Source organism: Streptomyces sp. NPDC052016 (assembly GCF_044548445.1).
Taxonomy (GTDB): domain Bacteria; phylum Actinomycetota; class Actinomycetes; order Streptomycetales; family Streptomycetaceae; genus Streptomyces.
Window position 1 is genome coordinate 1 of the sequence record NZ_JBIUBX010000040.1, and the last position, 11701, is coordinate 11701.

General features: G+C 74.5%; 10 protein-coding genes. 6 read left to right on the forward strand and 4 right to left on the reverse strand.

What is annotated here, in order from left to right; all coding sequences use genetic code 11:
- Positions 1 to 571: 571 nt before the first annotated feature.
- From ACIHAR_RS36720 to ACIHAR_RS36730, 3 genes are all read left to right on the forward strand, one after another.
- Positions 572 to 1165 carry a dihydrofolate reductase family protein gene (locus tag ACIHAR_RS36720; protein WP_400023551.1) on the forward strand — a complete coding sequence of 198 codons (594 nt, stop codon included), beginning with the start codon at positions 572 to 574 and terminating at the stop codon, positions 1163 to 1165.
- Positions 1166 to 1197: 32 nt separating this feature from the next.
- A complete protein-coding gene (locus ACIHAR_RS36725; protein ID WP_400023553.1) occupies positions 1198 to 1998 on the forward strand; it encodes a sugar phosphate isomerase/epimerase family protein in 801 nt (266 codons plus the stop codon).
- A gap of 94 nt (positions 1999 to 2092) precedes the next feature.
- Positions 2093 to 3373, forward strand: a complete 1281-nt coding sequence (locus ACIHAR_RS36730) for an MFS transporter (RefSeq protein ID WP_400023555.1) — start codon at positions 2093 to 2095, stop codon at positions 3371 to 3373.
- Here the strand turns inward: ACIHAR_RS36730 and ACIHAR_RS36735 are convergent.
- The gene (locus tag ACIHAR_RS36735; RefSeq protein ID WP_400023556.1) at positions 3370 to 3996 is read right to left on the reverse strand and encodes an RBBP9/YdeN family alpha/beta hydrolase; all 627 of its coding nucleotides are present in this window, start codon (positions 3994 to 3996) and stop codon (positions 3370 to 3372) included. The two genes, ACIHAR_RS36730 and ACIHAR_RS36735, sit on opposite strands and share 4 nt — an antisense overlap.
- 51 nt (positions 3997 to 4047) lie before the next feature.
- Here ACIHAR_RS36735 and ACIHAR_RS36740 point away from each other — a divergent pair, with 51 nt between their 5' ends.
- Complete coding sequence (locus ACIHAR_RS36740; RefSeq protein ID WP_400023558.1) at positions 4048 to 5049, forward strand: LysR family transcriptional regulator; 1002 nt, start codon at positions 4048 to 4050, stop codon at positions 5047 to 5049.
- Here the strand turns inward: ACIHAR_RS36740 and ACIHAR_RS36745 are convergent.
- The 3 genes from ACIHAR_RS36745 to ACIHAR_RS36755 form a co-directional block, all read right to left on the reverse strand.
- Positions 4973 to 5605, reverse strand: a complete 633-nt coding sequence (locus ACIHAR_RS36745; protein ID WP_400023560.1) for a GNAT family N-acetyltransferase — start codon at positions 5603 to 5605, stop codon at positions 4973 to 4975. The genes ACIHAR_RS36740 and ACIHAR_RS36745 overlap by 77 nt on opposite strands.
- Positions 5602 to 6846 (reverse strand): 3-phosphoshikimate 1-carboxyvinyltransferase, encoded by a 1245-nt coding sequence (gene aroA / locus ACIHAR_RS36750; protein WP_365468070.1) that lies wholly within the window; start codon positions 6844 to 6846, stop codon positions 5602 to 5604. The genes ACIHAR_RS36745 and aroA overlap by 4 nt, the downstream gene beginning before the upstream one ends.
- Before the next feature lie 292 nt (positions 6847 to 7138).
- Positions 7139 to 8089 carry an EamA family transporter gene (locus tag ACIHAR_RS36755; RefSeq protein WP_365468073.1) on the reverse strand — a complete coding sequence of 317 codons (951 nt, stop codon included), beginning with the start codon at positions 8087 to 8089 and terminating at the stop codon, positions 7139 to 7141.
- Positions 8090 to 8179: 90 nt separating this feature from the next.
- Between ACIHAR_RS36755 and ACIHAR_RS36760 the strand changes: the two genes are divergently transcribed.
- Positions 8180 to 9091, forward strand: coding sequence for a LysR family transcriptional regulator (locus ACIHAR_RS36760; protein ID WP_400023563.1), 912 nt, complete (start codon positions 8180 to 8182; stop codon positions 9089 to 9091).
- Positions 9092 to 9743: 652 nt separating this feature from the next.
- Positions 9744 to 11618 (forward strand): glycoside hydrolase family 3 N-terminal domain-containing protein, encoded by a 1875-nt coding sequence (locus ACIHAR_RS36765; protein ID WP_400023565.1) that lies wholly within the window; start codon positions 9744 to 9746, stop codon positions 11616 to 11618.
- The last annotated feature ends 83 nt before the right edge of the window (positions 11619 to 11701 follow it).

An 11701-nucleotide genomic window follows, 5' to 3' on the forward strand; every position in this document is an offset into this window, starting at 1 on the left:
TGCGCACCGCGCCATGACGCATTTCCGTCGCCGGGCGGGCGCGGGGGCGTTGCGGCTGCGCACCGCGCCATGACGCATTTCCGTCGCCGGGCGGGTGCGGGGGCGTTGCGGCTGCGCACCGCGCCATGACGCATTTCCGTCGCCGGGCGGGCGCGGGGGCGTTGCGGCTGCGCACCGCGCCATGACGCATTTCCGTCGCCGGGCGGGCGCGGGAGCGTTTCGGATGCGCACCAGCGCCATGACCCCTTCCCGGCGCCGGGCGGGTGCGGGAGCGTCCGGGGTGTGCGCCGGCGCCACGACCCACTCCGGTGCGTTGGCGGGTGCGGGAGCGTGTCGGCTGCGCCGCGTCGCCATGGGTCGCTCTCGCGACTCGAGTGTGGCCCCAGCGCCATGGCCCACTCCGGTCGCCGGGCGAGTGCGGGGGCTTCTGGGCTGTGGCGCACCGCCGAGGCTCGCGGGGTGTGGTGACTTCTGCTCCAGGGGTGGTTTTTTTGCTGCGGGGCGATGAGTTTGGGGGTGGGGTGGTGTCTACATGGCGTCATCAGGTGGATCGGACAAGGAAGTGAATTCCATGCGGATCGTGGTCAGCTCGTTCATCAGTCTCGACGGGGTCGTGCAGGCGCCCGGGGGGCCGCAGGAGGACACCGACGGGGGGTTCGCGCACGGGGGCTGGACGCAGGCGTACTTCGACCCGGAGGTCGTCGGTGGGGCCTTCGACGGGGTGTTGGCGAAGGCCGACGCGTTGCTGTTCGGGCGGCGCACGTGGCAGACGATGGCCGGGGCGTGGCCGGAGCGGGCGGGGGATCCGTTCGCCGACCGGATGAACTCGATCCGGAAGTACGTGGTGTCCGGGACCCTCGGAGAGGGTGACCTCACGTGGGAGAACACCGAGTTGATCCGCGGTGGGGAGGCCGTCGGCCGGATGCGTGAGCTGCGGGACTCCGAGGGCGGGGACCTGGTGGTCATGGGGAGTCCGAGTCTGGTGCGGACCCTGCTGAGCGAGGGGCTCGTCGACGAGCTCGTGCTCATGCGGATGCCCGTCGTGCTCGGCGGGGGCAAGTCGATCTTCCCGGCGGACGGGGGGAAGCGGCCGTTCGAGCTCGTCTCCACGGCCGCCGCGAAGACCGGCGCGGAGGTCTGTGTCTACCGGGCCGCCGAGGGCTGAGCGAGGGGCGGCGGCGAGTAGGGTCGCTGGGTATGAAGCTTGCCTTCTCCACCCTCGGTGTTCCCGGTCTGCCCCTCGCCGACGTGCTGCGGCTCGCGTCCACGCACGGCTACCACGGCGTCGAACTGCGCACCCATCCTGAGGAACCGGTGCATCCGGGCCTCGGCCCGGAGCAACGGGCCGGCGTGGCCGCGCAGTTCGCGGCGGCGGGGGTCGAGGTGCTCGGGCTGGCCGGGTACGCCCGCGTGGCCGCGCCGGGCGAGGACGAGCCCGTCATCGAGGAGATGCGCGGGCTCCTCGGTCTCGCCCGTGACCTCGGCGCGCCGTTCGTCCGCGTCCTCCCCGGCGGGTCCGGGGAGCAGTCCGCCGCCGAGGCGGACGCCGTCGCCGCCCGGAGGCTCGGGACCGCCGCCGAGTACGCCGCCGATCTCGGCGTCCGGATCCTGCTGGAGACCCACGACTCCCACCGCACCGGCGCCGACGCGATGCGCGTCCTCGGTCTCGTCGGGCACCGTCATGTGGGCGCCCTGTGGGACGTGATGCACACCTGGCTGGGCGGCGAGCAGCCGCAGGAGACCTTTGCGGCGCTCTCGCCGTATCTCGGATACGTGCAGGTCAAGGACATCGCCTCGGCCGAGGACACCACCCCGCTGGCGCTGGGCGCGGGCGTGCTGCCGCTCGCCGAGTGCGTGGAGGTCCTCTCGCGGCACGGGTGGGACGGCTGGCTGTGCTGGGAGTACGAGAAGCGGTGGTACGAGGCCGCCGAGCCGCTGGAGATGCTGTTGGGGGCGGGGCGGGACCATCTCACTCGGATGCTCAGCGAGTCGGCTTGAGGGCCCGGCCGTAAACGACTGGCGGGTCAGCAGGGTCGCGGGTTAGCCTCCGCGCCGTGCATCTGCCTCTCGCGCCCGCCGCGCCCTCGGCGTCATGAGTCTCGGCCGGACTCTCCTCGACGTTCGTCCCCTGCGTACCTCCCCCGTCTTCCGGCGGCTGCTGATCGGGCGCACCGTGTCCACGCTCGGTGGCTTCATGACCATGGTCACCGTCATGTACCAGGTGTGGCACATGACCCACAGCGCGATCTGGAGCGGGGCGGTCGGGCTCGCGCAGGCGCTGCCGATGGTCGGGTTCGGTCTGTTCGCGGGGGCCTGGGTGGACCGGGCGGACCGGCGCCGCGTGTACCTGATGGCCACCGTCGGGCAGGCGGTCTGCTCGCTGCTGCTGGCCGTGCAGGGCTTCACCGGGCATGTTCCGGTGGCCGTCGTGCTGGGGCTGGTCGCGGTGCAGTCGTCGTTCGGGGCGCTCGGGGCGCCGGCGGCCGGCGTGTTCGTGCCGCGGTTGCTGCCCAAGGACCAGGTGGCCGCGGGTCTGGCCCTGAACCAGGTCACCGGCCAGGCGATGATGCTGCTCGGCCCGGCCGTCGCCGGTGTGGTGCTCGGCTGGTGGGGCATCGGCGTCTGCTACCTGCTGGACGCCGTCTCCTTCGGCCTCTCCTTCTACGGCGCCTTCGGCCTGCCCGCGCTGCCGCCCGAGGGCGAGAAGTCCCGCCCCGGCCTGCACGGCGTCCTGGACGGTCTGCGCTTCCTGACCGGGCACCGGGTGGTGCGCGGCGCGCTGCTGACGGACCTGGCCGCGACCGTGCTGGCGATGCCGACCAGCCTCTTCCCGCTGGTCAACGCCGAACGGTTCGGCGGTGATCCGCGCACGCTCGGCCTGTTCCTGTCGGCGTTGGCGGTGGGCGGGGTGACCGCGTCCGCGTTCTCCGGGCCGGTGACCCGGGCCGGCCGACCGGGGCCGGTGATGCTGTGCGCCTCCGCCACGTGGGGCGTGGCGCTCGCCCTGTTCGGCGTGATGACGAACGCGTGGGCCGGCCTCGGAGTGCTGGTGGTGGCCGGGGCGGCGGACGCGGTGGCCGTCCTGTCCCGGACGACGATCGTCCAGACCCGCACCCCGGACGCGCTGTTGGGCCGGGTCACGGCGGCCGAGACGATCGTCGGCCAGGCGGGCCCCCACCTCGGCAACCTGCGGGCCGGAGTCGTGGCCGGCTGGACCTCCGGCGCGACCGCCCTGATCACGGGCGGCGTGCTGTGCCTGCTGGCGGTGACGGGGGTGGCGGCCTCGACGCCGGAACTCCGTGGCCGGGCAGGGGCGGAGGAGCCGTCCTCGGCGCCCGGGAAGGCGGGGCCGGAGGAGGCCTCAGCGGCTTAGAAGCCGGAGTCGCCCTCTGCCGACGGCTGTTCCTCCCGTCCCCGGAGCCGCACGTCACCGTCCAGGCACCACTCCAGTACGGACGGCCAGGAGCCGTACCCGGCGTCCAGGTCCAGGTGGGCGGCGCCGGGGAGCACTTCGGCGGTCAGGCCCAGGGGGTGGCCGTAGGCGGTCTGGACGCCTTCCGGGCAGTACGGGTCGTCGTCGCCGGCGACGAGGCGGGTCGGCGTGGGAAGGGTGAGGCCGAGGGTGCCGAGCGGGGGGAGGGCGAACGCGGCGACCTCGGGGTGACGGGCCAGGACGGAGGCGGACGGGGGCGCCACCAGCAGGACGCGGTCCACGGCGTCGACTCCCGGCAGGCCGCGGGCCACGGCGTGCAGCCAGAGCACGACCGAGAGGCTGTGGGCGACGACGACCCGCTCGCCCCGGGGGTCGAGACGGCCGAGGTGGCGGGCCAGTTCGTCCAGCCACTCGGCCAGGACGGGGTCGTCGGGGTCGGGCAGTTGGGGGTAGCGGACCGCGTGGCCCAGCTCGGACAGCCGGTCGGCGAGCCAGTGCTGCCAGTGGTCCTCGGGCCGGTGGTTCTGCCAGCCGTGGAGGATGAGGAAGGAGCGCGTGGTCATGCGCCTCATGATTTCCGGCGCCGGCCACCAAGGTCCAGTTAACCTTCGCGCGTGGAATCGTTAAGCAGTTCCTTCACCATCGATCTGCGCCGCCTCACCGTCCTGCGGGAGCTGCAGCGCCGGGGCAGTCTGGCGAGGACCGCCGAGGCCCTGTGTCTGACCCCGTCGGCCGTCTCCCAGCAGCTCGCCGCCCTCGCGCGCGAGCTCGGCGTGCCCCTCACGGAACGGGAGGGCAGAGGCGTGCGCCTCACCGGACAGGCCAAGGTCCTCCTCGCCCACGCCGACGTCATCGCCGCCCAGTGGGAGCGGGCGCGCGCCGACCTGGCGGCGTACGCGGAGGGCGGCCGGGGCACGGTGACCGTCGGCTGCTTCTCCAGCGGCATCCTGGGCCTGCTCCCCGCTGCGCTGCGGGCCCTGCGGGCCCGTCTGCCCCAGCTCCGGGTGGACGTCGTGGAAAGCGAACCGCCGGATCTGTTCACCGCGCTGGACGGCGGGCAGGTCGACGTGGCGGTGGCCGTCGACTTCGCGGCGGCGCCCCCGTCCACCGACCGCCGCTACACCCGGCAGGACCTGCTCACCGACGTCCTGGACGTCGCCCTCCCGCCCGGCCACCCCCTCGCCGGCAGCACCGAGGTGCCGTTGCGGGAGCTGGCCCGTGATCCCTGGATCGTCGGCGACGCACGCGGCTGCTGCGGGGCGGTGACCCGTGCGGTCTGCGCGGCGGCCGGCTTCACCCCGGAGATCCGGCACGCCGTCGACGACTGGGCGGCGCTGGGCGGTCTCGTCGAGGCCGGCCAGGGGGTCGCCCTGGTCCCCCGCCTGGTCCGCTCCCTCCACGCCCACCGCGACCTGGCCCTGCGCCCGGCCGCGGGCGAGCCTCCCTCGCGGAACGTCTTCGTGGCCGTACGGGCCGGGTCGGAGGGGGATCCGGTACTGGCTGCGGTGCGGGAGGAACTGGGGGCGGCGGCGCGGTCGCTCACGTCCTCCGGGCCCGGAACCGCGCCACCCGCCGCTCCAGCAGCGCCCGCCGCGCGGGCCACTCCTCCGCCGTGATCGAGAAGATCGCGGAGTCGCGCATCCGGCCCTCCTCCCCCGGGGCCCAGGAGCGGGACCAGTTGCGCAGGACGCCCTCGAAGCGGGCGCCCACACTCTCGATGGCCGCGCGTGAGCGGCTGTTGCGGGCGTCCGTCAACAGATCCACCCGGGACACGTCCCACTCCTCGAAGGCGTGCCGGAAGAGGAGGAGCTTGGCCTCGGCGTTCACGCCGGTGCCCTGGGCGGAGGCCGCGAGCCAGGTGAAGCCGACCTCGACGGCGTCCAGCCGCTCGTCGCCGCGCCACGAGCGCGGCTCCCAGTAGGAGGTGGCGCCGACCGCCCGCCCCGAGGCCAGGGAGATCTGCGCGTACGGCGCGAGGCGCCCCGTGGCGGCGCGGGCGAGCTGGGCGTCGACGTAGTCGCCGACCTCGTGGGCCCGCGGCACCCAGGTGTAGGCGTACGACCCCCGGTTCTCCTCCGCCGCCACCGCCAGGTCGGCCGCGTGCCGGTGCTCCAGCGGCTCCAGACGCACCAGCGCGCCCTCCAGAACCGGCCCCTCCAGCAGATGACTCATCCGACGATGTCCTTCCGCAGCCGCCCGAACGCCTCGTGGAAACCGGGGAAAGTCTTGCGGACGCACCCGGGGTCGTCGAACGAGATTCCGGGGGCGCGCAGGCCGGTCACCGCGAACGACATGACGATGCGGTGGTCGCCGTAGCTCTTGATCTCCGTGCCGCCCCGCGCGACCGGGCCGGGCTGGATCTCGATCCGGTCGGGGCCGGTGGTCACCTCGACGCCCAACCGCCGGAGGTTCTCCGCGCACGCCTCCAGACGGTCGCACTCCTTGACGCGCGTGTTCGCCACGTCCTCGATGCGGACGGGGCCGGACGCGAACGGCGCGATGGCGGCGAGGGTGGGCATGGTGTCGGAGATGTCCCGCATGTTGACGGTGACGCCGTGCAGCTCGCCGCTGCCCTTCACCGTCGTACGGTCCCGCTCCACCGTCACCTGCGCGCCCATCCGCCGCAGGACGTCCACGAAGCCCAGGTCGCCCTGGAGCGCGCCCTCGCCGAGGCCGGGCACGGTGACCTCGCCGCCCGGTGTCACCGCGGCCGCCGCGAAGAAGTAACTGGCGGTGGAGGCGTCCGGTTCGATCGCGTACGTGGTGGCACGGTAGCCGCCCGGGGGCACCACGAAGACATCGCCCTCCCGGACGACCTCCACCCCGAACGCCCGCATCATCGCGATCGTGATCCCGACGTACGGCGCCGAGACCAGGTCGGTGACCCTGATGCGCAGACCCTTCCGGGTCAGCGGGCCGAGCAGGAGCAGGGCGGTCAGGTACTGGGAGGACTGGCCGGCGTCCAGCACGACGTCCCCGCCCTCGACGCCGGCCGCCGCGACGGTCAGCGGGTGATGGCCCTCCGCCTCCTCGTGCACCAGGTCGACGCCCAGGTCGCGCAGGGCCCGGGTGAGGGGCAGGAGCGGACGGCGGCGCATCTGGGGAGAGGCGTCGAAGCGGTAGGTGCCGTGGCCGGCGGCGGCGAGGGTGGGCAGGAAGCGGGCGGTGGTGGCGCCGTCCCGGCAGTACACGTCGGCCTCGGCGACCGCGGGCCCCTGCGGGCGGCCGTCGACCTGCCAGGCGTCCGGGGTGCGGCCGACGCGGTAGCCGAGCCGGGTCAGGCCCTCGGCGAAGCCCTCGGTGTCGTCGGAGCGCAGGGGCCGCTGGAGGGTGGTGACGCCGTCGGCGGCCGCCGCCAGGAAGAGAGCGCGCGCGGTGATGGACTTGGAACCGGGGATGTCGACGAGGGCCATGGCGTTGATGATCCCGCGAGGGGTTCTTCGGGGGCGCAGGCGTCCACGGGATGGACGGGCGCGGGCGCGGGTCAGGAGGCTTCCGCGGGGCGGCCGCGGCGGCGGCCCGGAAGGGGCGGCAGGGGCGGGGATCGGCAGCAGGGGCGGGCACCGGCAGGCGGGGCGCGGATCGGCAGGCAGGGGCGGGCACCGGTGGGCAGGGGCGGGGATCGGCAGGCAGGGGCGGGCACCGGCAGGGATCGGGCAGGCATCGGGCAGGCGGCGACCTACGGCACGCCCGTGCGGGGGGCTTTCAGGGGCGCGGGGAGCTGTGCGACCAGTCCTCGCGCGCCCGCGCACCCGGCACGACGGAACCACCCGGGACGGAGGGCGTCCGGCCGGAACCCCGCCGCGCCGGCGCCAGGGACGTCAGCGCCACCCCGCCCACCAGCAGCGCCGCCGCGCACCAGCGCAGTCCGCTCACCGGCTCGCCCAGGAACAGGGCCGCCGAGGACATGCCGAAGACAGGCACGAGGAGCGAGAAGGGGGCCACCGTCGACGCCGGGTGCCGCCGCAGCAGCCAGCCCCAGGCGCCGAAGCCGAAGACCGTCGTGACCCAGGCGACGTAGAGGACCGTGCCGGCGCCCTGCCAGTCCAGTGCCCGCAGCGCCCCCAGGTCCCTCGACGGACCCTCCGTCAGGAGGGAGAGGAGAAGCAGCGGCAGGACGGGGACGGTGCTCACCCACACCATGAAGTTCAGCGCGTCGGGCGGCGACGCCTTGCGGGTGAGGACGTTGGACGCGCCCCAGCAGGCCGCCGCCGCGACGACCAGGACGAAGGCGCCCAGCGGTCCCGAGGCGCCCTCGTCCGCGGCGGCCACACCGATGCCGGCGAGGGCGATCACCATGCCCGCGACGCGGGCCGGTGCGGGGCGTTCACCGAGGACGGCGGCGGCGATGCCCGCCGTGAAGACGGCCTGGATCTGCAGGACCAGCGAGGACAGCCCGGCCGGCATCCCCGCGTCCATGCCGACGAAGAGCAGGCCGAACTTCGCGACGCCCAGGACCAGCCCCACCGCCAGGATCCACTTCCACGCCACCTTCGGGCGGCCCACGAGAAACACCGCGGGCAGGGCCGCCACCAGGAAGCGCAGGGCCGAGAACAGCAGGGGCGGGAAATGGTCGAGGCCGATCTCGATGACGGTGAAGTTCACGCCCCAGACGGCGGCGACGAGCACGGCGAGGGCGAGGTGGGCGGGACGCATGCGTCGAGGATCACCCGGCCCGACCGTGTAGCACCAGCGAAGGTTGCTGCATGGTGGGATGAAGTACCGCTAATGCTTCGGGGAGCCGTCATGCTCGATCTCCAGCGTCTGCGCGCCCTGCACGCCGTCTCCGTGCACGGCACGGTCGGCGCCGCCGCGGCCGTGCTCGGGTACACGCCCTCCGCCGTGTCCCAGCAGATCGCCAAGCTGGAGCGGGAGACCAGGACCGTCCTGCTGGAGCGGGAGGGCCGCGGGGTGCGGCTCACCGCCGAGGCGCTGCGACTGGTCGACGCCGCCCAGGAGTTGCTGGCCATCGTGGAGCGGGCGGAGACCGAACTGGAGGAGCGGCGCGGGACGCCGGCGGGCCGGCTGACGGTGGCCGCGTTCGCCTCGGCGGCGCGCGGCCTGATGCCCGCCGTCCTGGCCGACCTCGCCGAGCGGCATCCGGCCCTCGACGCCCGGCTCTCCGAGATCGACCCGCACCTGTCCATCGGCCTGGTCGCCAAGGGCGCGCTCGACATGGCCGTCGTGCACGACTGGGACATCGCCCCGCTGCCCGTACCGCCCGGGGTGGAGCACGCCGCCATCGGGGACGACCGCTGCACCCTGCTCGTCCCCGACGGGCACCCCTTCGCCCGGCGGACCTCCGTACGACGCGAGGACCTCGGTGGCGAGCGGTGGGTGTGCCAGCCGCCGGGCCGCGTCTGCCACGAGTGGCTCGTACGGACCCTGCGCGCGGCCGGGCACGAGCCGGAGATCGTCCACCAGGCCGACGAGAACCCGACCCTGGTGGCCCTCGTCGCCGCCGGGCTCGGCATCTGCCTGATCCCGCGCCTCGGCCGCGGCCCGCTGCCGGCGGGCGTCGTCGAAGTGGCCCTCGACCCGACCCCCGTACGGCGGCTGTACGCCCTGTGGCGCGCGGGCGCGGCGGGCCGGCCCTCGATCACGGAGACCGTGCGGGTGCTGCGGGAGCAGTGGCCGAAGGTGTCAGCCGCCCACTGACCGCCTCGACGGGGGCCGGAGTCGTCCGCGATCCGCCCCGACCTGGGCGGAAGTTGTGCGCGATCCGCCCCGTACGGGACGGAGGTCGTCCTCAACCGCCCCGACACTCGACGGAGGTCGTCCTCACCCGACCCGACCCGCGACGGAGGTCGTCCTCACCCGCCCCGGCCGTGGCCCGCGCTCGCCGACACCCCGCCCCGGCCGTGGCCCGCGCTCGCCGATGCCCCGCCCCGGTCTCAGCCCGCAGTTCTCCAGAGCCGTTCGAGACGGTGGCCGTCGGCTCCTCCGGACACCCGGCGACCGAGAACCGGCCGGGGCGGATCGCCGCCGCACTCGCCGCGTGCCGGGGCCCGATCGGCGCACGCCTACGGCAGTCCCTCCCGTCGCTCCGCCGCACCCGCGCACCCCTCGTACCGACTTCCCGGCCGCGGGAACCCGCCCCGCCCGCCACTCGTCCAACCGCCAAGCTGCCGGAAGAGTCACCTCGGTGCGGTGTCGGCCCTCGCTGCTGGCTGCGATCGCTGACCACCCTCTCCGCCGTACCGCGGCCGGCAGCGTGCCGCCATCGGCGCGCCCCCCTCCAATGCGCCGATGGCGGGCCCCTCCCCGAGTAGCGTGCTGGCTCTCCCCGACCGGCCCGGAAGGAGCGCACATGCCCTCCAGACGTACCGTCCTCGCCGCCACCGCCGGCCTCGGCGCCGCCGCCGGCCTCACCGCCGCCTTCACCCTGACCGGCACCGCCCACGCAAACGACCGCCGCCTGCGCACTCTGATCGCGCGCATGAGCCTGGAGGAAAAGGTCGGCCAGGTCTTCGTCACCCGGGTGTACGGCCACTCGGCGACCGCCCCCGACCAGGCCGACGTCGACGCCAACCTCGAGGAGCTGGGCGTCCGGACGGCCGCCGAGCTGATCGCCCGTTACCGGGTCGGCGGGGTCATCTACTTCACCTGGGCCCACAACACCCGCGACCCGGACCAGATCGCCGACCTCTCCAACGGCCTGCAGCGGGCCGCCCTCCAGCAGCCGAGCGGGATCCCGCTGCTGATCTCGACCGACCAGGAGCACGGCATCGTGTGCCGGATCGGCAGTCCGGCCACGCTGTTCCCCGGCGCGATGGCGATCGGGGCCGGCGGCTCCCGCGCCGACGCCCGCACGCTCGGGCGGCTCGCGGGCCGGGAACTGCGGGCGATGGGCGTCCGCCAGGACTACTCCCCCGTCGCCGACGTGAACGTCGACCCGGCCAACCCGGTCATCGGCGTCCGCTCCTTCGGCGCCGAGCCGGAGGCGGTGGCCACGCTGGTCGCGGAGGAGATCCGCGGCTACCGGTCGGCCGGGGTGGCGGCGACCGCCAAGCACTTCCCGGGGCACGGCGACACCGCCGTCGACAGCCACTACGGCTTCCCCGTCATCACCCACACCCGTGAGGAGTGGGAGAAGCTGGACGAGGTGCCGTTCCGGGCGGCGATCGCGGCCGGCGCCGACTCGATCATGACCGCGCACATCCTGGTCCCGGCCCTCGACGCCTCCGGCGACCCGGCCACCCTCTCCCACCCCGTCGTCACCGGCCTCCTGCGCGAACGCCTCGGCTTCGACGGGGTCGTGGTCACCGACGCCCTCGACATGGCGGGCGTGCGCACGAAGTACGGCGACGACCGGGTGCCGGTGCTGGCGCTCAAGGCGGGCGTCGACCAGCTCCTCAACCCGCCGAAGCTGGACGTCGCCTGGAACGCCGTCCTCAAGGCCGTGCAGGACGGCGAACTGACGGAGCAGCGGCTCGACGAGTCGGTCCTGCGGATCCTGCGCCTGAAGACCAGGCTCGGCCTGTTCACCGACCCGTACGCCGACCCGGACGGCGTCCGGCGCACGGTCGGCACCCGCGCCCACCTCGCCACGGCCGACCGGATCGCCGAACGGACGACGACCCTGCTGGTCAACGGGGGCCCGCTGGTCGGCGAGGGCCCGCTGGTCGGTGGGAGCCCACTGGTCGACGAGGGCCGGATGGTCGAGGAGGACCCTTTGCTGCCCCTCTCGCCGCGCGCCCACGCCCGGATCCTGGTCGTCGGCGCCGACCCCGCCTCCCCCTCGGGCACCACGGGGCCGCCCACCACCGTCCTCGCCGCCGCCCTCACCGAGCTGGGTTTCACGGCGACTCCCCGGTCCACGGGCACGGCACCGTCCGACGCGACGATCGCCCAGGCGGTGGCCGCCGCGGGCGAGGCCGACGCGGTGGTGGTGTGCACGTACAACGTCACCGCGACGAGCCCGCAGCGGACGCTGGTGGAGCGGCTGTCGGCAACCGGCCGCCCGGTGGTGGCGGTGGCGATCCGCAATCCGTACGACGTGGCCCACCTCCCCACCGTCCGCGCCTGCCTGGCCACCTACTCCTGGACCGACGTCGAACTGCGCGCGGCCGCGCGCGTGATCGCGGGAGCGGTGAGTCCGCGCGGAACGCTGCCCGTGCCGGTGCAGCGGGCGGACGATCCGGCGCGGGTGCTGTACCCGATCGGCCACGGCTTGACGTACTAGCCCTTACGCCTGCCATCGGGCCGTGGGCGGCGTGCGCCACCTCGTGGCGTCGGGCGCGTACGGCCCTCACGCGTATGGATCGT